The sequence below is a fragment of the Nonomuraea dietziae genome (genome assembly GCF_014195505.1).
In the GTDB taxonomy this organism is placed as follows: domain Bacteria; phylum Actinomycetota; class Actinomycetes; order Streptosporangiales; family Streptosporangiaceae; genus Nonomuraea; species Nonomuraea roseola.
This window is the reverse complement of record NZ_JACIBV010000001.1, coordinates 2,611,930-2,638,140: the sequence shown is the minus strand read 5'-3', so window position 1 is coordinate 2,638,140 and position 26,211 is coordinate 2,611,930. Positions and strand designations below refer to the sequence as shown.

General features: G+C 70.9%; 22 protein-coding genes and 1 pseudogene. 18 read left to right on the top strand and 5 right to left on the bottom strand.

Features of this window, described 5'->3' with window-relative positions:
- Positions 1–60 precede the first annotated feature (60 nt).
- The 6 genes from FHR33_RS12710 (at position 61) to FHR33_RS12685 (ending at position 6,090) form a co-directional block, all read left to right on the top strand.
- Positions 61–1,188 (top strand): AI-2E family transporter, encoded by a 1,128-nt coding sequence (locus FHR33_RS12710; RefSeq protein ID WP_183646406.1) that lies wholly within the window; start codon positions 61–63, stop codon positions 1,186–1,188.
- 46 nt (positions 1,189–1,234) lie between these two features.
- Entirely contained in the window at positions 1,235–1,672 is a 438-nt protein-coding gene (dut, locus tag FHR33_RS12705) for a dUTP diphosphatase (RefSeq protein WP_183646403.1), read from the top strand.
- A 14-nt stretch (positions 1,673–1,686) separates the two neighbouring features.
- Positions 1,687–2,340 (top strand): DUF3710 domain-containing protein, encoded by a 654-nt coding sequence (locus FHR33_RS12700; protein WP_183646398.1) that lies wholly within the window; start codon positions 1,687–1,689, stop codon positions 2,338–2,340.
- A 27-nt stretch (positions 2,341–2,367) separates the two neighbouring features.
- Positions 2,368–2,757 carry an OB-fold nucleic acid binding domain-containing protein gene (locus FHR33_RS12695; RefSeq protein WP_183646395.1) on the top strand — a complete coding sequence of 130 codons (390 nt, stop codon included), beginning with the start codon at positions 2,368–2,370 and terminating at the stop codon, positions 2,755–2,757.
- Between the two features lie 17 nt (positions 2,758–2,774).
- Positions 2,775–3,434: a DUF3159 domain-containing protein gene (locus FHR33_RS12690; RefSeq protein WP_312895497.1), complete on the top strand. Its 660-nt coding sequence runs from the start codon at positions 2,775–2,777 to the stop codon at positions 3,432–3,434.
- Positions 3,435–3,843: 409 nt separating this feature from the next.
- Positions 3,844–6,090 (top strand): serine/threonine-protein kinase, encoded by a 2,247-nt coding sequence (locus FHR33_RS12685; RefSeq protein ID WP_183646393.1) that lies wholly within the window; start codon positions 3,844–3,846, stop codon positions 6,088–6,090.
- Here the strand turns inward: FHR33_RS12685 and FHR33_RS12680 are convergent.
- Positions 6,087–6,746, bottom strand: a complete 660-nt coding sequence (locus FHR33_RS12680; RefSeq protein WP_183646390.1) for a potassium channel family protein — start codon at positions 6,744–6,746, stop codon at positions 6,087–6,089. The two genes, FHR33_RS12685 and FHR33_RS12680, sit on opposite strands and share 4 nt — an antisense overlap.
- On the bottom strand, positions 6,746–7,411 hold the full coding sequence (locus FHR33_RS12675) for a potassium channel family protein (protein WP_183646387.1): 666 nt from the start codon (positions 7,409–7,411) through the stop codon (positions 6,746–6,748). Before FHR33_RS12675 ends, FHR33_RS12680 begins: the two co-directional genes overlap by 1 nt.
- 92 nt (positions 7,412–7,503) lie before the next feature.
- On the opposite strand from FHR33_RS12675, the gene FHR33_RS12670 reads away from it, so the two are divergent.
- From FHR33_RS12670 to FHR33_RS12640, 6 genes and pseudogenes are all read left to right on the top strand, one after another.
- On the top strand, positions 7,504–9,540 hold the full coding sequence (locus FHR33_RS12670; RefSeq protein WP_183646384.1) for an APC family permease: 2,037 nt from the start codon (positions 7,504–7,506) through the stop codon (positions 9,538–9,540).
- A gap of 9 nt (positions 9,541–9,549) precedes the next feature.
- A pseudogene (locus tag FHR33_RS12665) lies at positions 9,550–10,786 on the top strand (class I SAM-dependent RNA methyltransferase).
- A gap of 865 nt (positions 10,787–11,651) precedes the next feature.
- Positions 11,652–11,912, top strand: a complete 261-nt coding sequence (locus FHR33_RS12655) for a hypothetical protein (protein WP_183646381.1) — start codon at positions 11,652–11,654, stop codon at positions 11,910–11,912.
- Between the two features lie 1,009 nt (positions 11,913–12,921).
- On the top strand, positions 12,922–13,866 hold the full coding sequence (locus FHR33_RS12650; protein ID WP_183646379.1) for an alpha/beta fold hydrolase: 945 nt from the start codon (positions 12,922–12,924) through the stop codon (positions 13,864–13,866).
- Positions 13,867–13,930: 64 nt separating this feature from the next.
- A complete protein-coding gene (locus FHR33_RS12645; protein WP_183646376.1) occupies positions 13,931–14,341 on the top strand; it encodes a peptidase inhibitor family I36 protein in 411 nt (136 codons plus the stop codon).
- Between the two features lie 109 nt (positions 14,342–14,450).
- Positions 14,451–15,281: an SDR family NAD(P)-dependent oxidoreductase gene (locus tag FHR33_RS12640; RefSeq protein ID WP_183646373.1), complete on the top strand. Its 831-nt coding sequence runs from the start codon at positions 14,451–14,453 to the stop codon at positions 15,279–15,281.
- A 59-nt stretch (positions 15,282–15,340) separates the two neighbouring features.
- On the opposite strand, the gene FHR33_RS12635 is transcribed toward FHR33_RS12640, so the two are convergent.
- Both FHR33_RS12635 and FHR33_RS12630 read right to left on the bottom strand, forming a co-directional pair.
- Entirely contained in the window at positions 15,341–15,991 is a 651-nt protein-coding gene (locus FHR33_RS12635) for a DUF1579 family protein (protein ID WP_183646370.1), read from the bottom strand.
- 208 nt (positions 15,992–16,199) lie between these two features.
- Positions 16,200–17,213 (bottom strand): glycoside hydrolase family 18 protein, encoded by a 1,014-nt coding sequence (locus FHR33_RS12630; RefSeq protein ID WP_183646367.1) that lies wholly within the window; start codon positions 17,211–17,213, stop codon positions 16,200–16,202.
- 78 nt (positions 17,214–17,291) lie between these two features.
- Here FHR33_RS12630 and FHR33_RS12625 point away from each other — a divergent pair, with 78 nt between their 5' ends.
- The 6 genes from FHR33_RS12625 (at position 17,292) to FHR33_RS12600 (ending at position 25,634) form a co-directional block, all read left to right on the top strand.
- Complete coding sequence (locus FHR33_RS12625) at positions 17,292–18,197, top strand: LLM class F420-dependent oxidoreductase (protein WP_183646364.1); 906 nt, start codon at positions 17,292–17,294, stop codon at positions 18,195–18,197.
- A gap of 41 nt (positions 18,198–18,238) precedes the next feature.
- A complete protein-coding gene (locus FHR33_RS12620) occupies positions 18,239–19,627 on the top strand; it encodes a 3' terminal RNA ribose 2'-O-methyltransferase Hen1 (protein ID WP_183646361.1) in 1,389 nt (462 codons plus the stop codon).
- Positions 19,617–22,109, top strand: coding sequence for a polynucleotide kinase-phosphatase (locus FHR33_RS12615; protein WP_183646358.1), 2,493 nt, complete (start codon positions 19,617–19,619; stop codon positions 22,107–22,109). Before FHR33_RS12620 ends, FHR33_RS12615 begins: the two co-directional genes overlap by 11 nt.
- Before the next feature lie 57 nt (positions 22,110–22,166).
- On the top strand, positions 22,167–23,567 hold the full coding sequence (locus FHR33_RS12610; protein ID WP_183646355.1) for a sugar porter family MFS transporter: 1,401 nt from the start codon (positions 22,167–22,169) through the stop codon (positions 23,565–23,567).
- A 61-nt stretch (positions 23,568–23,628) separates the two neighbouring features.
- Positions 23,629–24,117 (top strand): MarR family winged helix-turn-helix transcriptional regulator, encoded by a 489-nt coding sequence (locus tag FHR33_RS12605; RefSeq protein ID WP_183646352.1) that lies wholly within the window; start codon positions 23,629–23,631, stop codon positions 24,115–24,117.
- 71 nt (positions 24,118–24,188) lie between these two features.
- Positions 24,189–25,634 carry an MFS transporter gene (locus tag FHR33_RS12600; RefSeq protein ID WP_183646349.1) on the top strand — a complete coding sequence of 482 codons (1,446 nt, stop codon included), beginning with the start codon at positions 24,189–24,191 and terminating at the stop codon, positions 25,632–25,634.
- Between the two features lie 88 nt (positions 25,635–25,722).
- On the opposite strand, the gene FHR33_RS12595 is transcribed toward FHR33_RS12600, so the two are convergent.
- The gene (locus tag FHR33_RS12595; RefSeq protein ID WP_183646346.1) at positions 25,723–26,208 is read right to left on the bottom strand and encodes a DUF1707 SHOCT-like domain-containing protein; all 486 of its coding nucleotides are present in this window, start codon (positions 26,206–26,208) and stop codon (positions 25,723–25,725) included.
- Positions 26,209–26,211 lie beyond the last annotated feature (3 nt).

The following is a 26,211-nucleotide window of genomic DNA, read 5'->3' as shown; positions in this document are numbered from 1 at the left end:
CTTTTCGTCCACGGCGATAACCGCGCGCGTTCTGCCGCGCGGCGTGCCAGTCTTGAACACGTGATTTCCGACCGCCCCACCAAGCTCGTGCCGCCCGTGCTGGCCAAGATGGCCGCCTGGAGCGTGTGCCTGATCGTCGTCGGCGTGGTCGTCTACATCTTCGCGCTCATCGTGGCCCGGCTCAGCTTCGTGGCGCTGCCCGTGGCCGTCGCGCTGTTGCTGACCGCGCTGCTCTATCCGCTGTCCAGCAGGCTGACCGGTGCCGGCCTGCGGCCCATCTACGCCGCCTGGATCACGCTGCTGGTCGCCCTCGCCATCATCGTGGGCGCGGGCTGGCTGATCGGGGCCAGGGCCAGCGACGAGTTCCCCACCGTGGTCGAGCAGGTCCAGAAGTCGATCAACGAGCTGCGCGACTGGCTGGTGACGGGGCCCATCCACCTCGAGACCAAGCAGCTCGACGACTGGGTCGAGACCATAACCAACCAGTTGCAGACCTCCCAGACCGCGATCACCAACACGGTCCTGACCGCGGGGCAGGTCGCCATCGAGGTGCTGGCCTCGATCGTGCTCATGCTGTTCGTGACGTTCTTCATGCTCAAGGACGGCGACCGCATCTGGGCCTGGTTCCTCAAGGGCTTCGGCGGCATGTCTGGCAGGGTCGACAGAGCGGGCAGGGCCGCCTGGCTCACGGTCTCCCACTACGTGCAGGGCACCGTGGCGGTCGCGGCGGTGCACGGCCTGGTCATGGGCATCGTGCTGGCGGGGCTCGGCGTGCCGCTGTGGGCGCCGCTGGCCATCCTCATCTTCCTGGCCAGCTTCATCCCGATCGTCGGCATCTTCTTCGCGGGCACCGTGGCCACGCTGGTCGTGCTCGGCACCACCAGCCCGATCAAGGCGCTGATCTTCCTGGCCGTGCTCATCGTCGAGCAGCAGCTGGAGAACCACGTGCTGCAGCCGCTGATCGTCGGCAGGGCCCTCAACTTCCACCCGCTGGCGATCATCATCGTCCTGGCGGTCGGCGGCATCATGGGCGGCATCGCGGGGGCGGCCGTGGCCGTACCGGTCGCAGCGGTGATCTACCGGGCGCTACCCGAGCTTCGGCACGAACCGCCAGCATTGCCGCCACCGGCGCCGCCGACACCACCGGAGGGTCCCGTCAAGAGCGAATCCGGGCAGCCCAAGGGGTAGTCTCGTGCCCCATGACGCGTACGTTGGGGTTGAGCGAGGAGACCGCATGACCGTAGAGGTGCTCATCCACCGCCTCGACCCCGAGCTGCCGGTGCCCAGCTACGCGCACCCGGGCGACGCGGGGGCCGATCTGGTGGCCGCCGAGGACGTCGAGCTCCTGCCGGGCGAGCGGGCGATGGTCGGCACCGGCGTCGCGATCGCACTGCCCGACGGCTACGCCGCGTTCGTGCACCCGAGGTCGGGCCTGGCGGTCAAGCACGGCGTCACCATCGTCAACGCGCCGGGCACGGTCGACGCCGGCTACCGCGGCGAGATCAAGGTGACGCTGCTCAACACGGACACCAAGGAGGCCCTCCGGCTACGCCGCGGCGACCGGATCGCCCAGCTGGTCATCCAGCGGGTCGAACGGGCCTCCTTCTACGAGGTGGACCGGCTGCCGGGCTCCGTACGCGGCGCGGGCGGTTTCGGATCCACAGGACGATGAGGGAGTGATCGACAGTGTTCCGACGTCGCAAGCGTGAGCAGCCCGAGCAGGCTGTCGCGGAAGCGGCTCCCCTGCAGGAGGCGCGCGAGTCGGGCCCGTGGGACGCCGACGAGCCGCATCCCGACAGGGACAGGGTCGACCTCGGCGGTATGCGCATCAGCGTGAGCCCCGACTACGACGTCCAGGTCGCCGTCGCGGGTGACCAGCCGATCGGCGTCGTGGTCATCCACCACGACAGCGCCCTGCAACTGCACGCCTTCGCCGCGCCCAAGCGGGGCGGGCTGTGGGACGAGGTCAGGACCAAGCTGGCCGCCAGCGTGAAGGAGGCGGGAGGCACGGTCGAGCGCAAGGACGGCCCCTTCGGCCCCGAGCTCGTGGGGCAGATCCCCGCCGAGGGCGGCACCCAGCCGGTCCGCTACCTCGGCGTCGACGGCCCGCGCTGGTTCCTGCGGGCGGTCATCAGCGGCAAGGCCGCCCTCGACGCCGACGTCGCCCAGCCCCTCGAGGACGTCATCCGCGACGTCGTCGTCGTGCGCGGCGACGACCCGATGGCGCCCGAGGAGCCGATCCTGCTGCGCATTCCCGGCGAGCGCCCGGCCGCCACCGCCGAGCAGAACGTCCCTCTCAACCCGTTCAGGAGAGGCCCCGAGATCAGCGAGCTCCGCTGAGCTTTTCATCGCATAAGCTGGGTCATCATGACTAGTACGGCAGAGCCCCACAAACGTGGGGGATTGCGCGGCTTCTTCAGCAGGCTGGCATCCACGCAGGCCGAACTCGAGGCGGAAGAGCTGCGGGAGGACGCCGATCAGGCGGGCGCCACGCCCATCGTCTCCTGTGGTGGCAGGCGCCGCTTCTGTGTGGCCGGTACGCTACGGACAGTGACGTTGCGGCCACGCGGCGGCGCCCCCGCTCTCGAAGCCGAGCTCTACGACGGCTCCGACGTGATCGACCTGGTCTGGCTGGGCCGACGCAAGATCGCGGGCATCGAGCCTGGCCGCATCGTCAAAGCCGAGGGCCTGGTCAGCATGCAAGACGGGCGCAAGGTGATGTTCAACCCGCGTTACGAACTGCGCCCAAGCGCCTGACAAGGAGCGACCCATCCGTGACTGAGCAGGCTACGGCGCACGAGACCGTCGAGGCGGCCATCAGGTCCCAGCTGTCCAAGGCCCTCGGCGGCATCCGCGGCATCGTCGAGGCGGCGGTGCCCACCATCGCCTTCACCGTGTCATGGCTGGTGACCGAGCGGTTGCAGCTCTCGCTCATCATCAGCGCCTCCCTGGCGGCGGTGCTGCTGGTGGTGCGCCTCGTGCAGCGCTCGACGCCGCAGTTCGTGATCAACAGCCTGATCGGCATCGGCATCGGCTGGTTCTTCGCCTCGCGCACCGGTGACGCGCGCGACGTCTACCTGCCCGGCATCCTCTACAACGCCGGCTATGCCGCCGCGATGCTGGTCTCCATCGTGTCCAGGTGGCCGGTCGTGGGCTTCCTCATCGGCTCGGTCACCGGCGATCCGACCGCCTGGCACAAGGACGCGGGCATCGTGCGGCTGTGCACGAAGCTGACGTGGCTGCTCATGCTGCCGTGCGTGGTGCGGGTGGCGGTGCAACTGCCGATCTACCTGTTCGGCGGGGGCGACGAGGCGATCGCGGCCCTGGGCATCGCGAAGGTGCTCATGGGGTGGCCGCTGCAGGTGGCCAGCCTCGCCGCCATGGCCTGGCTCCTCAGCCGCGGCCGCACCCCCATCGCCGCCGCCGCCACCTGATCCTTTTTCATCCTTCACGGCACAGCACGGGAGAGGCCACCGGGGTCACCGGTGGCCCTCTGTCTTTCACGGCGCTCCAGCGGCGCCGTGACCCGCCGTTACGCCGGGGATGCCGGGCGCGTTCTTCGATCTCGGCGTCGCGGACATCCCTCCCGTGACCTGCCGGGGCCTCGTGCTCCCTTCGACTGTCTGGCGCTTCTCGCCCGCTCTCGCTCGCTTCGACTCCCTGGGGCCCTCGCCCGCTCTCGCTCCCTTTGACTCTCTGGGATGCCCGCCGCTCTCGCTCCCTTCGACGACCGGTCGGCCGACTCCGGCGACACCGCTCGCGTGCTCCGCATCACCCGTCGACGACTGTGCGAAGGTGGACATTGCGGATGTAGCGGGGTGGATGTGGGGGTAGGGGCTGGCTGTGGGTGATCCTTCCGAAAGCCGGCTGATCGGCGGCAGGTATCTGCTGGCCGAGGAGCTGGGCAGGGGCGGGATGGGGGCGGTCTGGCGCGCCCACGACCAGGTGCTCGACCGGCCCGTGGCGCTCAAGCAGGTGCTGGTGCCCGGCTGGATGAGCGAGCAGGACAGGGAAAGGGCCTTCGAACGGGTTCTGCGCGAGGCCAGAGCCACCGCCAGGCTGCGCAACCCCTACGTGATCACCATCCACGACGTGGTGGTGGACGAGGGCCATCCGTGGATCGTGATGGAGCTGCTGCCGGCCTCGTCGCTGGCCCAGGTGCTGGAGCGGTCGGGGCCGCTGCCCGAGCACGTGGTCGCCGACATCGGCGTCAAGCTCCTCGGGGCGCTCCGGGCCGCTCACGCCGCCGGCATCACCCACAGGGACGTGAAGCCCGCCAACGTGCTGCTCCTCGACGACGGCGGCGTGGTGCTGACCGACTTCGGCATCGCGCACGTGGCCAACTCCCCGACGCTCACCGCGACCGGAATGCTCATGGGCTCGCCCGCGTACATGGCGCCCGAGCGACTCGAGGGGGAGCCGGCGGGCGAGGCCTCCGACCTGTGGGCGCTCGGCGCCACGCTGTACACGGCGGTCGAGGGGGCGCCGCCGTACGCGATGGACAGCCCTGTCGCGGTGATGGCGGCGATCCTGATGCGCGAACCTCGCCCCATGCGGCGTGGCATGCGACTGCGTCCCGTGGTGGAGGGGCTCATGCGCAGGTCACCCGAGGAGCGGTTGACGCTGGAGGCGGCGAGCGCGGCGCTGGCCGTGGTGGCGGGGCGGCGGCACGGCGAGGAGGCGCGCAGGCGTGAGGGATCGAGGGCGCTGGCGCTGCTCGTACGCCAGGACCAGATCGACCCCGACCCTCCCACCGACCCCCTCAGAGCCCAGCCCCAGGACCCCGGCCCCGCTTCGCCAGCCCCCGACCCGCCCACCTCACCCGCCCAGGACGCCCCCGATTCCCCCGCCCCGTCCGCTCAGGACGCTCCCGGGTCGCCCGCCCCGCCTGCTCCAACCGCTTCCGGCTGGTCCACCCCGCCGTCTCCTGGCGGTGTCGAGTCACCCACCCCGCCAGCTCCCGGCACCCCCGGGCTGTCCGCCCCGCCTGCTCAGGACGCCCCGGGGTCGCCTGCTCCGCGTGCTCAAGAGGCCGCCGGAGCGCCCGCGCCTGCTCCCGGCACGCCTGGGTCGTATGTCCCGCCTGCTCAGGACGCCCCGGGGTCGCCTGCTCCGCGTGCTCAAGACGCTTCCGGAGCGCCCACCCCGCCTGCTCCCGGCACCCCCGGGTTGTCCGTTCCTTCTTCTGGCGTGCGGGACGCACTCTCGCCGGGTGGTCCCGGGGCGCCTGCGACGGCCGCTCGGGGCGGGCACGGCGCCGCGTCCTCTCCGAGGGCGCCCGAGACACCGGCCACGTTCACTCCAGGGACGCCCGGTTCGGCGCCCTCTCGGTCGCAGGGGAGATCCGAGGCGGCGGACCCGCTCCCCGGTCCCGTGCCCCCGCTCTCTCCGGCGGGGACGGCCTCTCCGGCCGGGGTGGCTTCTCCGGCGGGGGTGGCCTCTCCGGCGGGGCCGGCCGGGGCGGAGGTCCGGCGCGAGGCGCCGGCGCGGTCGGCGGGGGAGCGCGGGCCGGCGCGTGAGGGGGGAGGCGCGGCGGCGGCGGTGGTGGTCAGGGGGCTCAGGTTCGGCGCCGTGACGTCGGCGACGCTGGGAGTGCTCGCCTACGCCGTGCCCAGGGTGGCCAGGCGGATGGGGACCGAGCTCACCTTCCTCGCCCCCGGCACCGCCCTGCTGGTGCTGTTCGCCGCTGTCGCGCTGCTGGCCGTCGTGCTCCCGCGCGACCTGCTGCCGGACGGCGGCGTCAACGCCACCCTCACCAGGGCGCTGCCGTTCGTGGCCTTCGCCGGCTACCTGGGCGGCTACCAGACGGGCGCCGCCGCCCACGTGACGACGAGCCTGGCCTACGCGCTGCTGTCCGCGTGGGCCGCCACGACCTCGGCGCGGACGTGGCGGCGTTCCCGGGCGGCGGCGGCCGTCGCAGCGGCGGCGACGGCCTGCATGGCCGCCCTGACGGTGGCGCACCTCTGGATCGACCTGGCAGGGCGCAGCGCCCTCACGACCAGGCTGCTGGAGGCGCTGCCCGAGCTCACGGCCGCCGGCTGGGCGCTGCACACCGCATGGGCGTGGTGGGCGGCCCGCCGTCCGGGCTAGTGGGGGGACAGCAGCTGGGCCAGCTCGTCCTCGACCTCCTGGCTGGCGACGAACATCAGCTCGTCGCCCGCCTCCAGCGGGTCGTCGGCCGTGGGCACCAGCACCCTGCCCTCGCGCAGGATCGCCACCAGCGCCGAGTCGACGGGCCACGGCACCGAGCCCGCGCGCTGGCCGACGACCGGCGCGTCCTCGGGCAGGGTGAGCTCGACCAGGTTGGCCTGGCCCTGGCGGAAGGTCATCAGCCGGACCAGGTCACCGACGCTGACCGCCTCCTCCACCAGCGCCGACAGCAGGCGAGGGGTGGAGACCGCGACGTCGACGCCCCACGACTCGTTGAACAGCCACTCGTTGTTGGGGTGGTTGATGCGGGCGACCACGCGCGGCACGCCGTACTCGGTCTTGGCCAGCAGCGAGACCACCAGGTTGACCTTGTCGTCACCGGTGGAGGCGACCACGACGTGGCAGTTGTTGAGCCCCGCCTCGTCGAGGGAGGAGATCTCGCAGGCGTCGGCGAGCAGCCACTCGGCCCGCGGCACCGCGTCGATCTTGATGGCCTTGGGGTCGATGTCGATCAGCAGGATCTCGTGGCCGTTCTCCAGGAGCTCGGCGGCGATGGAGCGGCCGACCGCGCCCGCGCCTGCGATGGCGATGCGCATCAGTGGTCCTCCTCCGGTGCGGCGGCCAGCACCTTGTTGATCCGGTCCATGTCGTTCTCGGCGGCGATGACGTGGAGGATGTCGCCCTCCTGCACCACCGTGTCGGACTTGGTGACCAGCGCCTCGCCCATGCGGTTGATGAAGGCGACCCTGGCGCCGACGGTCTCCTCCAGCTTGGTGGCCCTGGTGCCGATCCATGCCGGGTTGGTGGCGACCTCGGCCAGCACCACGGTGCCCGTGGGGTCGCGCCACAGCGGCTCGGCGCCCTCCGGCAGGATGCGGCGCAGGATCTGGTCGGCCGTCCAGCGCACGGTGGCCACGGTCGGGATGCCGAGACGCTGGTAGACCTCGGCGCGGCGGGAGTCGTAGATGCGGGCCACGACGTTGTCGACGCCGAAGGTCTCTCGCGCGACACGCGCGGAGATGATGTTGGAGTTGTCGCCGCTGCTCACGGCGACGTAGGCGGCCGCGGACTCGATGCCGGCCTCCTGCAGCACGTCACGGTCGAAGCCGACGCCGGTGACCCGGCGCCCCCTGAAACCCGCCCGCAGCCGCCTGAACGCCTGCGGGTCGCGGTCGATGATCGCGACTGAGTGGCCGTTGTCCTCCAGGATGTGGGCGAGGGTGGACCCCACCCGACCACATCCCATGATCACGATATGCATGTGCTCCCCACGGGTGTGCCTTCCCCTCAGTATGGCGCGCACGTGGAGTGCCGCGTCGGCAGGGAGGGTGACGAGGACTAGCATCGTCAGACGTGGCGAAGGTGACGGATCTAGTCAAGCGTGTCCTGGTCGGACGCGCGCTGCGCAGCGGGCAACTCCATGAGCAGCTCCTGCCCAAGCGCGTGGCTCTGCCGGTCTTCGCCAGCGACGCGCTCTCCTCCGTGGCCTACGCACCCCAGGAGATCCTCGTCATCCTGTCGCTGGCGGGGGTGTCGTTCTACAGCTACAGCCCGTGGGTGGCCATCGCCGTCGTGGTCGTGATGCTGACTGTCGTCGCCTCCTACCGGCAGAACGTGCACGCCTACCCCAGCGGCGGCGGCGACTACGAGGTGGCCACCGTCAACCTCGGCAAGAACGCCGGGCTCACCGTGGCCAGCGCGCTGATGGTCGACTACGTGCTGACCGTGGCGGTCTCCGTCGCCAACGGCGTCGACTACGTGGGCGCCACGGTCCCGTTCGTGGCCCAGCACAAGCCCGCCGTCGCCATCGCCATCGTGGTGCTGCTGACGATCGTGAACCTGCGCGGCCTGCGCGAGTCCGGCGCCGCCTTCGCGATCCCGACCTACGCCTTCATGATCTCGGTGCTCGGCCTCGTCGCCTGGGGTGGATTCAGGCTGCTGGTGCTCGGCGACGACCTCAGGGCGCCGACGGCCGGCTTCCAGGTGGTGGCCGAGCAGACCAACCTCACCGCCTTCGCCGCCGCCTTCCTCGTGCTGCGCGCCTTCTCCTCCGGCTGCGCGGCCCTGACCGGCGTCGAGGCGATCAGCAACGGCGTGCCCGCGTTCCGCAAGCCCAAGAGCAAGAACGCGGCCACCACCCTGCTCATGATGGGCCTGGTCGCCGTCACGATGTTCTCCGGCATCATCGCGCTCGGCCTCGCCTCGGGCGTCACGGTGGCCGAGCCGCAGCACGTCGCCGTCGACCTGCTGCGTCCCGACGGCACGCCGGTCGGCCCCCACTACTACCAGCAGCCGATCATCTCCCAGGTGGCCGACGCGGTCTTCGGCAGCGGCTCGCTGATGTTCGTCATCATCTCGGCCGTCACCGCGCTCATCCTGTTCCTGGCCGCCAACACCGCCTTCAACGGCTTCCCCGTCCTCGGCTCGATCCTCGCCCAGGACCGCTACCTGCCCCGCCAGCTGCACACCCGCGGCGACCGCCTGGCCTTCTCCAACGGCATCGTCATCCTGGCGCTGGGCGCCTGCCTGCTGCTGTGGGGCTTCAAGGCCGACGTCAGCCGCCTGCTGAACCTCTACATCGTCGGCGTCTTCGTCTCCTTCACCCTCAGCCAGACCGGCATGGTCATCCACTGGACCCGCCACCTGAAGACCGAGACCGACCTCAGGGCGCGCCACCAGATGCACCGCTCGCGGGCCATCAACTTCTTCGGCGCCGTCATGACCGCGGTCGTGCTGGTGGTCGTGCTGTTCACCAAGTTCCTGGTCGGCGCGTGGATCGTCTGCATCGCGATGCCGATCCTGTTCCTGATGATGAAGGGCATCCGCCGCCACTACGACAACGTGGCCGCCGAGCTCGAGGTCGACGAGCGGATCGACGAGTCGATGCTGCCGGCCCGCAACCACGCGATCGTGCTCGTCTCCAAGATCCACAAGCCGACGCTGCGGGCGCTGGCCTACGCAAGGGCCACCCGTCCCTCCACGATCGAGGCCGTCACGGTCGGCGTCGAGGGGTCGGAGGCCAGGACGCTGCAGGAGGAGTGGGAGCGCAGGGGGATCCCCGTCCCGCTCAAGATGCTCGACTCGCCGTACAGGGAGATCACCCAGCCCATCCTCGACTACGTCAAGGCCCTGCGCCGGCGCTCGCCGCGCGACGTGGTCACCGTCTTCATCCCCGAGTACGTCGTCGGCCACTGGTGGGAGCACCTGCTCCACAACCAGAGCGCGCTGCGGCTCAAGGCCAGGCTCTTGTTCAAGCCGGGCGTCATGGTGACCAGCGTGCCGTGGCAGCTGCACTCCTCCGACAGGCTGAGGGGCCGCCGCGACCCGTACGCCGCGGGATCGGTCCGCCGTCCGTGGCACGAGGTCGAGCCCGACAGGCGTGACGAGTAGTCTGGGCAGGTGGTGGAACTCGAGGTAGGGCCCGTGGCCCACGGTGGCTGGTGTGTGGCGCGACACGAAGGACGTGTCGTCTTCGTACGGCACGCGCTCCCAGGAGAGCGGGTCGTCGCCGAGATCACCGAGGAGACCACCCGCTTCCTCCGCGCCGACGCCGTGGAGATCCTCGAAGCCTCACCCGACAGGGTGACCCCGCCCTGTCCCTATGCGGGGGCCGGGCCTGTGCGGCGGCTGCGACTGGCAGCACGCCACCCTCGAGGCCCAGCGAGCGCTCAAGGCGAGCGTGGTGGCCGAGCAGCTCAGCAGGCTGGCGGGCATCACCAGGGACGTGCTGGTCGAAGAGGTGCCCGGCGCGAAGGACGGCCTCGGCTGGCGCACCCGCGTCCAGTTCGCCGCCACCCGCGAGGGCGTGCTCGGCTTCCGCAAGCACCGCTCCCACGACATCCAGCCCGTCGAGGCCTGCCTGATCGCCCACCCCTCCGTGGAGGAGGTCGGCGTCGAGACGCACACCTGGCGCAACTCCATGGGCGTGGAGGTCATCGCCTCCTCCGGCGGCGAGCACGCCGTCGTCATCGCGCCCAAGCCGCGCAGCTCCGTCGCGGTGCCCCCGCTCGAGGCGCCCGCCTCCATCCTGGTCAACCAGGGTAAGGGCCGCTCCGAGCCGAGGCACGGCTCCGGCATGCTGCACGAGCAGGTCGGCGACAGGGTCTTCCAGGTGACGGGCAGCGGCTTCTGGCAGGTCCACCCGGGGGCCGCCGAGACCCTCCTCGACGCGGTGCTCAGCTACGCCGCCCCTGAGCCGGGCGAGTGGGCGCTCGACCTCTACTGCGGGGTCGGCCTCTTCGCCGCCGGGCTCGCCGAGGCGGTCGGCCCCTCCGGCGCGGTGTTCGGGGTCGAGAACGAGGCCGCTGCCGTACGGGACGCCCGCGCGAACCTGCGCGACCTGCCGTGGGCCCAGGTCGAACGCGGACGGGTGGAGGACGCCCTCGACCGCTTCGAGATCGAACGCGCCGACCTCGTCGTCGTCGACCCGCCCAGGTCGGGCCTGGGACGCGAGGTGGTCACGCGCATCGCCTCGCTGGAGGCCTCGCGCCTGGTGTACGTCTCCTGCGACCCCGCCACGCTGGCCCGCGACCTGGCCTGGTTCGCCGAACTCGGCTACGGCCTGGCCGACCTGCGCGCCTTCGACGCCTTCCCGATGACGCACCACGTGGAGTGCGTGGCCCTGCTGGTCAGATGAGCGATCAAGGCTGTGACCATGCGAAACGCAACACATGATGCACGGCTGTACCCGAGGATGACCGCCGCCCCAGCCCATGTTCTGCGCACGAGATGCGCACGATCAGAAGTGATGGGTGGGATGAGCGCCGAGCGGTAAGCCTTCGAGGAGATCGCGGCCGAGCGACTCGGCGCGATCGAGGCGGGCGACTACCGGCCCGGGCGCTCAGCTGCCCAGCGAGCATGATCTGACTGCCCGCTACCGCGTTGGCCGCGACACCGCTCAGCGGGCGCAGAGGGTGTTGACCGACAGGGGAGTGGCTGAGCCCGTCCGCGTCTACGACCGGCAGCCGGTCGACAGCAGCATGAGCGCGGGCGGCCGGGAGCTCGGCGCGTGGATCACCGCCGGCATCGTGGAGCCGCCCCCGAGCGTCGCCCGACTGATGCCGGGGGAGCGGGTCGTGGTGCGGCGTATGGGTCGTCGACCTCTGCCCACCAGGTGTGGCGATCGATCTCCTCCACCAGGCGCGGCCGATCTGAGTGCGCCTCCATCAACCAGGCCTGCCGCTCCACGTCAGCCGCTACCTCGCCGGCAAGTACGAGCAGGTTGGAAAGCGGCGCAGCGGAAATCTCCGCACACCGCATCCAGAGCGAGGAAGGACCGTTTCAGGTCTGCGGCACGTCGAAACCAGCCACTGTGACGCGCGAGGGATCCTACGATCCGCCCGAATCGTCGACGATGCAAAGGAGGCCCCCACCCTCCGAAGAGAATGATCGTGGCGCGATGGCACTATTCAGGCGATCTTTGGCAGGGATGGCGATAGTAAGACGACTGCAGAACTCTCAAGATGAGCACACACAACATTCTTTCCTCAAGGTGGGTGCTCGTGATCCATGCTGTGAAGAGGGCCGCTACGGTCGCCCTGGTCTCTCTCGCCACCCTGGCGCCGCTGGGAACAGTGGCGCACGCCAGCCCGTCCGCGACAACCGCCCCGATCACGATCCAGGCGCCGTACTGGCAGCCCAGAGGGCCGTTCGGCAACTACAGCCGCTGCATCAGCGAACGCACGGAATTCAAGCGGTATTACCTGGTCACCGACTGCTACATGTACAACGGCTCGTGGTGGTTCGACTACAAGGACCGGTAAACCGGGGCCTTGGACAGCATGCAACAGCCCCGCCCATCCCGAAGGGAGGGGTGGGGCTTCGCGCTGCTACCGGCTGGCCGTTGTGAACAGTTGTCGGGGCGCCGCTGGTGCCGGTCTCGCCGGGGCTGCAGCGCAGCGCACGAAAGATCTGCCAGCGCTTTGAACCGGGCGTCGCGTGTTCCCCTGAGTCCACGGAGCCTGGCATGGGCGCAATTGGAGGAAAAGTTTCAGTGCGCACCCAGCCAAAATGTTCGCCAAAGACCCCCTGGCCGGATTGACGTGAATTTGGGGTGAATGGCCTGAGTTGGCCGGTATTGTACCCCCTGAAGGAGTACCCAATTTGTTATCGGAGGTTGGCATGTCCATCCTCACTATGTTCCCGGTGCGCTTGCAGGCGGACTACCGCTTCGGGCCCAAGCCGAGGAAGCCGAAGAAGGAGAAGAAGCCGAAAAAGGTTAGGTAGCTAAGCTCGCGAGGCCGTAAGAGGAGCGCCTGTGTCCGGCGGCACGGGGTCCTCGGATTTTCTGAGCGGCCCCGTGCCGCCGGCTGCGGGCACGGCTGCCCCTCTTGGCGGCCCTGACCTTTCAAGTGCGTTCGATAAACAGACCGGACGCTCTGGCGTGGTCGACGGGTCCAAATCAGCCATTGTTCCCTCTGGTCGCATGCCATTTGAGTGGATCCTCCCTATGGCTCGTCCCAAGTAGCCCTGAATCCTGAGAAGCAAGAGCGCCGCCGCTCTCCAGGAGGAGGACGGGGCTGTCGTCGAAGCGACGGCGGTGTACGCCTGGACGCGGCCTTGGATGACGAGCGGGCGGCCGTAGTCGTCGCGCGGGTCGGCGACCGGGGTGATCTTCCGCCGTGACGTGAACCAGGCCCAGGCGAAGACCGCCTCCATCTCCGGCTGGAAGTTCGCCCCTCCGAGCCGCGGTGGGATCTCCAGGCGTCATGCCGGAGGTCCGAGGGCGAGGTCTAGCATCGCAGGCAGGCACCCAGGACCTGGAGGCGCATCGTGCGATACGGCGACTGGGGCCAGCGCTCTGCGCGCTGCGCCGCAATCCGCAGCGAGACGGTGGACGTCCAGGGCGCGAGCGTCCACTACCTGCACGCCAGGGGGCGGCCCGGCCAGCCCGCCCAGCTGCTGGTGCATCCGATGGGCGCCACAGGGACCTTCTGGCTGGACGTCATCCCGCTGCTGGCCGCGCAGGGGCCGGTCATCGCTCCCGACCTGCCGGGCACGTTCGCGGGCCATACCGAGACACCGCATCCCCGCGCGGCGACGGCGCACGTCAACGCCAGGTTCCTGCAGGCGTTCACCCGCACGCTCGGACTGGAGCGCCTGACCGTTCACGGCTGGTCCATGGGCGGGCTGGTGAGCCTGCTGTTCGCCCGGCGCGCCAGGGCCGTGGAGCGGCTGGTGCTCACCAGCCCGACGCTGCCCGGTCCTCTCACGAGGTCCGAGGCGCTGGCCTGGCAGACGCTGGGCCGGCTCACGCTGGCGGCCGCCGTCCCGGCCCTGCGCGGCACGCTGCGCCTGTACGGCAGGCGGCTCCTGGAGGCCAAGCTGAGCAGGGGCGACCCCGTGACCGCACCCGGTGGCGGACTCGACCTGGCACGGGGCGACCTGACGCGCGTCTCGCCCGAACTGGTCGCGCTCCAGACGGAGGAACGTCACGAGATGCGCGACCAGCCGGGCAGGATGGCCGACGCCGTCGTGGCCTTCGCCTCGGTCGTCTCGGCGATGTACGTCGACAGGCGCCCCGTCCTCGACGCGATCGACCAGGTGCGGGCGCCCACGCTCCTGCTGTGGGGAGACCAGGACCCGCTGATCGAGCGGTCAACGGTCGACTTCCTGCTCGATCGCCGGCCTGACTGGGGGCTGCGCGTGTTCGAGGGCGCGGGACACCTGATGCCGATGGAGCTCCCCGCCGCCTACGCCGAGGCGGTGTCGGCCTGACGCCGACCGTGCGCCGGTCGAAGTCGCCCTGCCAGCCTGCCGGGCTCCCCGGTCCCATGGCCGCATGGCCGTCAGCGAGGATCACGTGGCGAGGAAGGCCGCGTCGCCGTCGCCCGCGGGTGCGGAGGAGAGCGCCGCCTCGGCCAGGAGCGGCGGCCGGTACTGGTTCGGCGACTGCCCCAAGGGCAGCCTGTGCGCCTACAGCGGGGTGAGCGGCGGGGGCAGCCGCTGCAGCTGGTCGGGTGACGACGGCAACTGGGCAGGTGGCGGGCGGCCGTGCTCCTTCAGCGGCAGGGTGAAGTCCCTGTGGAACAACGGATACGCGGGCAGCCTGGACGACGTGCACCTCGTCGCCTGCGGCGGAGCGCACCGGGGGCTCCACAACGGCGAGCAGGAGGCGTGGACCAACCCGTCGCAGGACGACCCCGGTCGCGGCAGCCTCTGCATCAAGTCGCACAAGTGGGTCAACATGTAGAAGCCGAACCGCCCGCCGCGGACCGGCCGACGTCCCATGCGCGTGGGGCATCGCAGGTGTGCGCGATCGTCGTTTGTCGCACGAGCCGCCCCCCGCATACCGTGCGGACATGGCCAAGATCGCAGTTGTGACGGGCGCCAACCAGGGGCTCGGTTTCGCGTTGGTGGAGGGGCTCGCGCGACGGCTCTCCCCCGACGACGTCGTCTACCTCACAGGACGCGACGCCGGGCGCGTGGCGCGGGCGCGGGAGCAGGTGACGGAGGCCAAGGCCGAGGTCAGGACCTGCCTGCTGGACGTACGCGACGGCCAGGCCGTCGCCGCGCTGGCCGGACGGCTGCGTGACGAGCACGGCGGCGTGGACATCGTCTTCTCCAACCACTACCTCAGGACGGTGCCGGAGGACGTGCCCGCCGAGGTGATCGAGCCCTACGTGGACGCCAACAACCTCGGCACCACCCGGATGCTGCGGGCGTTCCTGCCCGTCCTCCGCCAGGGAGGGCGCTTCGTCGTCGTCTCCAGCAGCCTCGGACGGCTGCGCGAACTGCCCGAGCCGCTGCGTCGCCCGTTCGACGAGGCGGCGACGCTGGACGATCTCGACGCCACGCTGCTGGCGTGGCGCGATGCCGTGCTCGCGGGGCGGGCGGGCGACGAGGGATGGCCCGCGTTCATCAACATCCCCTCGAAGGTGGGCCAGGTCGCCGCCGTACGGACGCTCGCCAGACAGCGCCGCGCCGAGGATCTCGCGCACGACCGCCTGCTCGTGGCGGTCTGCCCCGGGATGATCGACACGGCGTCGTCGCGGCCGTGGTTCGACATGACGGGGGCGCAGACGCCCGAGCAGGCGGCGGTGGCGCTGGTCGAGCTGGCGCTCGCGCCGGAGGCGGACCCGGCCCTCTACGGGGAGCTGGTGCGGTTCGGCCGCGTGCTGTCCTGGCCGTGACCACGCGCCCCTCTGCGGCTCCTGACCTGCTCGAAGCTGCTCGGACCCGAACGGCTCCCCTAGAGCTTGCGGGTGTAGACGACCCTGTCGACGAGACGCTCGGGCTGGCCCGGCGGGGTGAAGTAGAGGTCGAACGTGTGCCGGTTCTTCGACCTGATGGTGATCACGGTCCGCATGGGGATGGTCTCGCCGAGATAGTCGGGGCCGAGGACACCGGGGTCGGTGAACTCGCCGGGAATGGAGAGCACCGAGGCCTCGTCGCTGACAGGGGCGCCGCGGTAGGTCATCGCCGTCGGTGTGACGCTGTCGAAGGTGGTCCACTCGTAGCGCCGGTCGATGGGGGAGAAGCCGAGGACGCCGAGCCGGTAGTACGCCCTGTCGCCGAGGGTCCCCTCGGTCTTCTCCTCAAGGAACCGGCCGCCGGTCTTGCTGATCCAGCGCACCCGCACGGTCATGTCCCGGGAGACGATCGGCTTGCCGCCGGTCCCGAGGATGTAGTTGTACTTGACCGCCTTCCACGTGCCGACCAGGGGGTCGAGCGTGCGGTGGTACGGGCCGGGGGCCAGGTTGTCGGCGGGTGCCGCCGCCTGCGCGCGCTGCGCGACGGCGGCAGGCCTGTCCGTGACCGCACCCGCGGACGCCACCGGCGCCCCGACGGTGGCGAGAACGACGACGGCGGAGGCCGCTGTCAGCGAGATCTTCCTGAGCATGATGACGTCCGTTCCATGAGCGTGAAGCGCGGCAGGTAGGCAGGGCGCGGAGAGCGAGCCGCCTTCGCGTGCCGTCAGTCAGGAAGGATGGTCGAGGGTCGGATCCGGCAGAAGGTGAACAAGATGCAGAGATCGTGCACGAACCTGCATCCCACGACGACACTTGACCGCGACGTGGCCGCGGCGTCACGGCCGGCGGCCGCGGCGCTCAGGTTCCGCCGCCCCACAGCACCCTGGCGACCTGCGCGGACGGCGGGACGCCGCGCGCCGACCTCCACGCCATGCCCGCGCGCTCGGCGAAGACCGTGAGCTTGCGCGCGTCGAGCGCGCTGAGGTCGTCGGGCCCCGCCAGCACGGAGGTCAGCGCCATGCGCCGCCACGCCGCGGCCGAGTCGACCTGGAAGACCTCGGCGACCTGGCGATGCGCGGCCTTCAGCGAGGAGGCCACCCTGCGCATCCGGCCCTCGCCCGCCGCCTGCGGCTCGATCGCCGTCAGCAGGTTGACCGTCGTGAGGCGCGCTCCCTTCGCCGTGGTCTGCCTGAGCATCTCGAGGTCGGCGGGGGCCAGCCCTTCGGGGCCGAGCGGCACGCTGTAGGTCACCAGGAGGTCGCCCTCACGCTGCAGCGCCGCCACGGCCGTGGCCCTGCGCCGTACGGCGGGCAGGTCGGCGCTGTCGCGCACCTCGAACTCCACGAAGGGGGCGCCGTAGGCGCCGATCACCTCGCGGTAGGCGGAGGTCAGCGCCGCCTGGTCGGCGCAGGCGGCGGCCGCCTCCCGGCCGTCGGGCCCGCCGAACAGCAGTCCGGCCTGACCGCCCGCGGCGCGCAGGCCGGCGACGCGGCCCGCGAAGGGGGTGCGGCCGGGGGCGAGGCCGCCGGCCCACGTGGGCTCGCAGCCGCCTGGCCCCGCCATCAGCCTGCCGAGGGAGAACCAGCGCACGCCGGTACGGCGCAGGGCCTGGGCCAGGTCGAGCCGTGGCGTGCGCGCGGTGTCGACGAAGGCCACGAATCCCGAAGGCACGGGTTCGGCGGCCGAGGGGGCGGGGGACGGCGAGGGGGCGGCCGAGACCCTGGCCGCGTGCGAGGGGCCTGGCGCCGACCAGTCGGGGGTGGCCTGGGCGGGCAGGAACCAGATCGCCAGCCCTGTCACCGCCGCGAGGCCCAGCCCTGCCAGCACCACCAGCGGACGGGGCGGGGTGCCTGGCTCTCTGTGACGCGCCATCATCACCTACCGTGTCAGCCCGATGACCGATGGTGAACGCTAGCAGTCGTTGGGAGGATGTGACCGGATAATGGCCAGATGCAGCTAAGGATCTTCACTGAGCCCCAGCAGGGCGCCACCTACGATGACCTGCTCGCCGTGGCGAAGGCCACCGAACGGCTCGGCTTCGACGCCTTCTTCCGCTCCGACCACTACCAGCGCATCGGATCAGGCGACCAGGGGCCTGGCTCGACCGACGCGTGGATCACCCTGGCGGGCCTGGCCAGGGAGACCTCGCGGATCAGGCTGGGCACGCTGGTCACCCCCGCGACCTTCCGCCTGCCAGGGCCGCTGGCCATCGGCGTCGCGCAGGTGGACCAGATGAGCGGCGGCAGGGTCGAGCTCGGCTTCGGCACCGGCTGGTTCGACGGCGAGCACACCGCCTACGGCATCCCGTTTCCGCCGGTGGGGGAGCGGTTCGCCCGCTGGGAGGAGCAGTTGGAGATCATCACGGGGTTGTGGGAGGCCGAGAAGGACTACTCCTTCGAGGGCACCTACTACCGGCTGGCCGACTCGCCCGCGCTGCCCAAGCCCGTCCAGCGGCCCCGTCCGCCGATCATCATCGGCGGCACGGGCGCCAAGCGGACGCCGAGGATGGCCGCCAGGTACGCCGACGAGTACAACGTCCCCTTCCACTCCGTCGAGCAGACCGGCGAGGCGTTCGAGCGCGTACGGCAGGCCGCGGGCCGTCCGCTGGTCTACTCGGCGGCCCAGGTCGTCTGCGTCGGCGCCGACGAGGCCGAGCTGGAGCGCAGGGCGGCGGCGATCGGCAACAGCGTGGAGCGGCTGCGCGAGGAGGGCCTGGCGGGCACCCCGTCCGAGGTGCTCGACAAGATCGGCAGGTTCGCCGAGCTGGGCGCGCAGCGGATCTACCTCCAGGTGCTCGACCTGTCCGATCTGGACCACCTGGAGCTGATCGCGGCCGAGATCCTGCCGCACGTGTAAAGACATGGCGGTACTAATCGGGCCTACGGCACACTTGACGGGTGCTGCTGACGATCTCGACCACCGCCACGCCCGCCACCGACCTGGGGTTCCTCCTGCACAAGCATCCGGACAGGGTGCAGGAGTTCTCCCAGTCGTTCGGCACGGCCAGGGTGTTCTACCCCGAGGCGGACGAGAGCAGATGCACCGCCGCGCTCATGCTCGAGGTCGACCCCGTGGCGCTGGTCCGCTCGCGGGGCAGGAACTCGCCCGACTTCAGCCTGGGCCAGTACGTCAACGACCGGCCCTACGCGGCCTCCTCGCTGCTGGCCGTGGCGCTCGGCGACGTCTTCCGCACCGCCAGGGCGGGCCGCTGCAACGCCAGGCCCGAGCTGGCGGAGGGCGCGCTGCCGCTGGAGATCGCCATCCCCGCCCTGCCCTGCAGGGGAGGGCCCGACCTGGCGCGCAGGCTCTTCGAGCCGCTCGGCTGGGAGTGCGAGGCGCTGGCCGTCCCGCTCGATGAGAACTTTCCCGAGTGGGGCGACTCGCGGTACGTGAGCCTGAGGCTGCGCGGCAGCCTCAGGCTGGCCGACGCGCTCAACCACCTGTACGTGCTGCTGCCCGTGCTCGACGACGGCAAGCACTACTGGATCGCGCCCGACGAGGTCGACAAGCTGATCCGCGCGGGCGAGGGCTGGCTGGCCGCCCACCCCGAGCGCACCCTGATCACCCGGCGCTACCTCGGGCGGCGCAGGGCGCTCGAGCGTACGGCCTTCGCCAGGCTCGCCGAGGTGGGCGACGAGACCGAGGAGGCGCTCGAGCCCCGGATCGAGGAGGAGAAGGAGAGGTCCGTCCCGCTCAACACGCTGCGCCGCGAGGCTGTCGTGCGCACGCTGGAGGAGCTGGGCGCGGCCTCCGTCATCGATCTGGGGTGCGGGTCGGGCCAGCTGATCGGCGCGCTGCTGGCCGTGCCGAGGTTCGCCAGGATCACCGGCGTGGACGTCTCCACGCTGGCGCTGACCATCGCCGCCCGCAAGCTGCGCCTGGAGCGGATGCCCGACGCCAAGCGGGCCAGGCTCACCCTCTTCCAGGGCGCGCTCACCTACACCGACCCGCGCTTTTCCGGCTACGACGCGGCGGTGCTCATGGAGGTCGTCGAGCACGTCGACCCGCCCAGGCTGGCGGCGCTCGAGCGGGTGGTGTTCGGCCAGGCCAGGCCGGTGCACGTGATCGTGACCACCCCCAACGCCGAGTACAACGTCCACTACGAGTTCCTGACCGGCATGCGCCATCCCGACCACCGCTTCGAGTGGACCCGCGAGGAGTTCACCGCGTGGGCCACCGCGACCGCCGAGCTGTACGGCTACCGCGTCACCTTCACGCCGATCGGCGAGGAGGACCCCGAGCACGGGGCTCCGACCCAGATGGGAGTCTTCACCCGTGACCATTAGGATCCCGGAGCTGTCGCTGGTGGTGCTCGTCGGCGTCTCCGGCAGCGGGAAGTCGACCTTCGCCGCCAGGCACTTCAAGCCCACCCAGGTCATCTCCTCCGACTTCTGCCGCGGCCTGGTCTCCGACGACGAGAACGACCAGTCGGCCACCCAGGCCGCCTTCGACCTGCTCGACCACATCGTCGAGACCAGGCTCTCGCGCGGCCTGCTGACCGTCGTCGACGCCACCAGCGTGCAGTTCGCCGCGCGCCAGAAGCTCATCGCGCTGGCCAGGAAGCACGACGTCCTGTGCGACGCGATCGTGCTCGACGTGCCGGAGGAGGTGGCGATCGAGCGCAACGCGGGCCGTCCCGACCGCGACTTCGGCGCGGGAGTGGTGATCCGCCAGCGCAAGGACCTGCGCCGCTCCCTCGGCAAGATCGGCAGGGACGGCTTCCGCAGGGTCCACGTGCTGCGCGGCGTCGAGGAGATCGACAACGCCACCGTCTCCTACGAGAAGGCGTGGACCGACAAGAAGGACCTCACCGGCCCCTTCGACCTCATCGGCGACATCCACGGCTGCAGGTCCGAGCTGGAGACGCTGCTGACCGAGCTGGGCTGGGAGCTGACCCGCGTGGACGGCAGGGCGGTCGGCGCCGTCCACCCCGAGGGCAGGACGGCCGTCTTCGTCGGCGACCTGGTCGACCGAGGGCCCGACTCGCCGGGCGTCGTCAGGCTCGTCATGGGCATGGTCGCCGCGGGCACCGCGGTCTGCGTGCGGGGCAACCACGAGGAGAAGCTGGTCAGGGCGCTCAAGGGCGCCAAGGTCAAGGTCGCGCACGGCCTGGAGCAGTCGCTCGAGCAGTTCGCCGCCGAGCCGGAGGAGTTCACCCGCGAGGCGGCCGCCTTCCTCGACGGCCTCATCAGCCACTACCAGCTCGACGAAGGGCGCCTGGTCGTCGCCCACGCGGGGCTGAAGGAGGCCTACCACGGCCGCGCCTCCGGCAGGGTGCGCGCCTTCGCCCTCTACGGCGACACCACGGGCGAGACCGACGAGTACGGCCTGCCCGTCCGCTACCCGTGGGCCCAGGAGTACAGGGGCCGCGCCATGGTCGTCTACGGGCACACCCCGACGACCAAGCCCGAGTGGATCAACAACACGATCTGCCTCGACACCGGATGCGTCTTCGGCGGCAGCCTGACCGCCCTGCGCTACCCCTCGCGCGAGATCGTCTCGGTGCCGGCGGAGAAGGTCTGGTACGAGCCGGTCAAGCCGCTGTCGGCGCCCGGCTACCGCGACCCCGTCACGCTCGACATCGGCGACGTGAGCGGCACCAGGCACATCGAGACCCGCTTCGGCACCAGGGTCAAGGTCATGGAGGAGAACGCCGCGGCCGCGCTCGAGGTGATGAGCAGGTTCGCCGTGGATCCCCGCTGGCTGGTCTACCTGCCGCCGACCATGGCCCCGCCGGAGACCTCGAAGCTCGAAGGCTACCTGGAGCACCCGCACGAGGCGTTCGAGGAGTTCGCCGCCCAGGGCGTGGCCGAGGTCGTGTGCGAGGAGAAGCACATGGGCTCCCGGGCGGTCGCCGTCCTGGCCAGGACGCCCGAGGTGGCCGCCGAGCGGTTCGGCGTCACCGACGGCTCGGCTGGAGCGGTCTACACGCGCACCGGCCGTCCGTTCTTCGACGACCTCGGCCCGCTGGTGGCCCGGCTGCGCGCGGCCTGCGAGCCGCTCTGGGAGGCGCTCGGCTCGGACTGGGTGGCGCTCGACTGCGAGCTGCTGCCCTGGTTGGCCAAGGCGGGCGAGCTGATCCGCGTGCAGTACGCGGCGGTGGGCGCGGCGGCCGGCGCCGCGCTGCCCGCGGCCACGTCGGCGCTGGAGGCGGCGGCAGGACGCGGGCTGGATGTGAGCGAGTTGCTGGACCGCGCCCGCCGCCGTCAGGACAACGCTGCCCGATTCCGCGAGGCGTATGCGCGCTACTGCTGGCCGGTGAACGGCCTCGAAGGAGTACGGCTGGCGCCGTTCCAGATCCTGGCCTGCGAGGGACGCAACACCGCGCTCGAACCGCACGCCTGGCACCTCGACACCCTCTCGCTGCTCGACGACCCGATCATCACGCCGACCAGGCACCTGTTCGTCGACCTCACCTCGGCCGAGTCGCGCGAGAAGGCGGTCGCGTGGTGGGAGGAGCTGACGGGGCAGGGCGGCGAGGGCATGGTCGTCAAGCCCGCCGTCCATCAGCGGGGAAGGGTGCAGCCGGGGGTGAAGGTGCGCGGACGCGAGTACCTGCGCATCATCTACGGCCCGGACTACACCGACTCGCTCGACCTGCTGCGCCGTCGCTTCCTCGGCAAGAAGCGCTCCATGGCGCTGCGCGAGCACGCGCTCGGCCTGGAGGCGCTGGCCAGGCTGGCCGACGGGGACCCGCTCTGGCGGGTCCACGAACCGGTCTTCGCCGTGCTGGCGATGGAGTCGGAGCCGGTCGATCCGCGCCTGTGACGGTCAAGATTGCGTATGCGCCGCCGTACGGGGAGATCGTCAGGGTAGCCCCAGTTCATGGCGACTACGAAGGGGCACGAGGAGCACCTCGGGCACGTCGTGTTCATCACGGCGGCGGCGGCGATCGGCGGGTTCCTGTTCGGCTACGACAGCTCCGTCATCAACGGCGCGGTCACCGGGATTCAGAAGCACTTCGGCATGGGCCCGGGCCAGACGGGGTTCGTCGTGGCCATCGCGCTGCTCGGCTCGGCGGTCGGCGCCTGGTTCGCCGGAGGGCTGGCCGACCGCTGGGGCCGCACCAGGACCATGCAGCTGGCCGCCGCGCTGTTCGCGGTCAGCTCCATCGGCCAGATGCTGCCCTTCGCCACCTGGGACCTGGCCGCGTGGCGGGTCCTGGCCGGTATGGCGATCGGCATGGCCTCGGTGCTCGGCCCCGCCTACATCGCCGAGGTCGCCCCGCCCGCCTACAGGGGGCGGCTCGGCTCCTTCCAGCAGCTGGCCATCGTGCTCGGCATCGCCGTCTCACAGCTGGTCAACTACCTGATCGCCCAGGTCGCCGGCGGTGACGTCAACAACAGGCTGTGGGGCCTCGAGGCCTGGCAGTGGATGCTCGGGGCCTGTTTCGTGCCCGCCGCGCTCTACTTCGTCTTCGCCTCGGTCATTCCCGAGTCGCCGCGCTTCCTGGTCGGCGTCGGCAGGGACGACAAGGCGCGCACGGTGCTGTCGGAGGTCGAGGGCGACGACATCGACCTCGACGCCAGGATCGCCGAGATCAGGAGCGTGCTGCGGACCGAGCGGCGTCAGACGCTGCGCGACCTGCGCGGGCCGGCCCTCGGCCTGCTGCCCATCGTGTGGATCGGCATCATCCTGTCGGTCTTCCAGCAGCTGGTGGGTATCAACGTCATCTTCTACTACTCGTCGGTGCTGTGGCAGTCGGTGGGCATCGGCCAGAGCAGCTCCCTGCTGATCAGCTTCTCCAGCTCGATCATCAACATCATCGGCACCTTCATCGCCATCGCCCTGGTCGACAAGATCGGACGTAAGCCGCTGCTGCTCATCGGCTCGGCCGGCATGGCGATCTCGCTCGCCGTCGCGTCGTGGGCCTTCAGCGCCGCGGTCGAGGCGGGCGGCAGGGTCACCCTGCCCAACCCCGAGGGCGCCGTCGCGCTGGTCGCCGCCAACGTCTTCGTCCTGTTCTTCGCCCTGTCCTGGGGCGTGGTGGTCTGGGTCCTGCTGGGCGAGATGTTCCCCAACCGGATCAGGGCCATCGCGCTCTCGGTCGCGGCCGCCGCCCAGTGGCTGGCCAACTGGCTGATCACCGAGACGTTCCCCTCGCTGTCGGAGTGGAACCTGTCGATGACCTACCTCGGCTACGCCGTCTTCGCCGCGCTGTCGTTCGTCTTCGTCACCAGGTGGGTCAGGGAGACCAGGGGCCGCAAGCTGGAGGAGATGGGCTAGCCGCCCAGCGGCCAGGCCGTTGCGGATAATCCGTTTGGGGACGATTGAGTAGGCTGAGGACATGACCGCCATGGCACCCGGCCGCACCGCGCCCGACCTGTCGTTCCTGCTCGACCACACCAGTCATGTGCTGCGCACGAGAATGGCGGCCGAACTGGCCGAGATCGGCCTGACGCCGCGCATGCACTGCGTGCTCGTCCACGCCCTGGAGGGGGAGCGCACGCAGATCCAGCTCGCCGAGATCGGCGACATGGACAAGACGACCATGGTGGTCACGGTCGACGCCCTCGAGAAGGCGGGCCTGGCCGAGCGCCGCCCCTCCAGCACCGACCGGCGGGCGCGGATCATCATGGTCACCGAGAAGGGCGCCGAGGTCGCCAGGCGCAGTCAGCAGATCGTCGACGGCGTGCATCGCGACGCGCTGGAGGCCCTGCCGAAGGATGAGCGAGAGGTGCTGCTCAGGGCGATGAAGCGGCTGGTCGAGGGCCATCTGTCGACCCCGGTGGAGCTCGGTCAGGGCGCCCGCAGGGCCCGGCAGTCCCAAAAGTAGGCCCGTCAAGGATCGTCTGTAACGGAACTATCTGCTACGGTCTCTCTTGTCGCATCTGAACAGGAGAGGCCATGTCCCCCACCCCCTCACGCTGGTTCGCGCTGATCGTTCTGTCGGCGGCGAGCCTGATGACCATCCTTGACGGCAGCATCGTCACCGTCGCGATGCCGGCCATCCAGCAGGACCTGGGCTTCACGGCCGCCGAGCTGAGCTGGACCGTCAACGCCTACTTGATCCCGTTCGGCGGACTGCTGCTCCTTGCCGGACGCCTGGGCGACCTGATCGGCCGCAAGTCCGTCTTCCTGGCAGGCAACGTGGTCTTCACCGCCGCGTCGCTGCTCGCCGGCGCGGCCACCACGCCTGGCCTGCTGATCGCCGCCCGCTTCCTGCAGGGTGTGGGCAGCGCGATGGCCTCGGCGGTGGTGCTCGGCATCCTGGTGACGCTGTTCACCGAGCCGAGGGAGCGGGTCAGGGCCATCGGCGTCTTCAGCTTCACCGGCGCCGCCGGAGCCTCCATCGGCCAGGTGCTCGGCGGCGTCCTGACCGACGCGCTGTCCTGGCACTGGATCTTCTTCATCAACCTGCCCATCGGGCTGGCCACCGTCGCGCTGGCCGTACGCGTCCTGCCGGCCGACCGCGGCGCAGGGCTCGCGGCGGGCGCCGACGCGCTCGGCGCCGCGCTGGTCACCGGCGGCCTGATGCTGGGCATCTACACCGTCGTCAAGATCGAGGAGTACGGCTGGCTCGCCGGTCACACGCTGGGCCTCGGCGCGGTGTCGCTGGCCCTGCTGGCCGGCTTCTTCGTCCGGCAGGCCAAGGCCGCAGCCCCGCTCATGCCGCTGAGGGTCTTCCGCTCCCGCAACGTCTCGGGCGCGAACCTGGCCCAGATGCTGAGCCTGTCGGCGATGTTCGCCTTCCAGATCCTCGTCGCGCTCTACATGCAGAAGGTGCTGGGCTACACCGCGCTCGAGACCGGCCTGGCGATGCTGCCCGCGGCGGTCGCGATCGGCGGCATCTCGCTGTTCGTCTCCGCCAGGCTCAACAATCGCTTCGGAGCGCGTGCCGTCCTCATCGCGGGCCTGATCCTGCTGCTCGCCGCGATGGGCTGGCTCACCAGGGTGCCGGTGCAGGCGTCGTACGTCCACGACCTGCTGCCGGTCATGCTGCTGATCGCCGGCGGCGGTCTGGTGCTGCCCGCCCTGGCCACGCTCGGCATGTCCGCGGCCAGGGCCGACGACGCGGGGCTGGCCTCGGGGCTGTTCAACACCACGCAGCAGATCGGCATGGCGCTGGGCGTGGCCGTACTGTCCACCATGGCCGCCTCCCGAACCGGAGAGCTGCTGGCAGGGGGAGCGACCCAGGCCGCGGCCCTGACCGGCGGCTACCGGCTGGCGTTCGGCATCGCGGCGGGCCTGCTGCTGGCGGCCCTGGTGGTCGCGCTGGCCGTGCTCCGCTCCGCCGAACGCGACCCCGCCGCCCAGCAGGCGGCCCCGTCAGAGCCGGCCGTCCTCGGCTAGATCCGTTCCCCGCCCGCGGGTGGATGCCGCACCGGCCGTCGCCGCCGGCCCCGGACGATCGGGGCCGGCGATCCGCGCGGGACGGTGATCAGGGGCGCAGCCGGTGCGGACGCGCGCGGCGGTGGACGAAGCCGAACACCATCGCGGCCATCCACACGAAGAACAGCACCTTGAGCACCGACCATCCGCCGACCGCGATGCCGATGACCAGCGCGAGCATCAGGAAGGGCGCGATCGGCCCCGGACCCCTGTGGTGGCGCCTGTGGTGGTGCGGGCTCCAGCGGGCACGGGGGAGGTGGTGCGGGCGCCCTCGCAGCTGTGCGAGGTGGTGGCGGTGAGCTGCCATGGCCTCGGGCCAGCCGTAGGCGTACTCCTCGGGGGAGTGGCGAGCGGGACCGGGCAGGTCGGCGCAGACGCGGGTCAGCTCGCCCGCCGTCTTCGCCGTCAGGGCCAGGCCGAGACGCTCGTCGAGCTCCTCGCGGGTCAGGCGGCCCTGCGCGTAGTGCTCGCGCAGGGCGGCCATCGTCTCGTCGCGCTCGGCGTCGCCGATGCGCAGCTCTTCACCTGTGGTCATGGC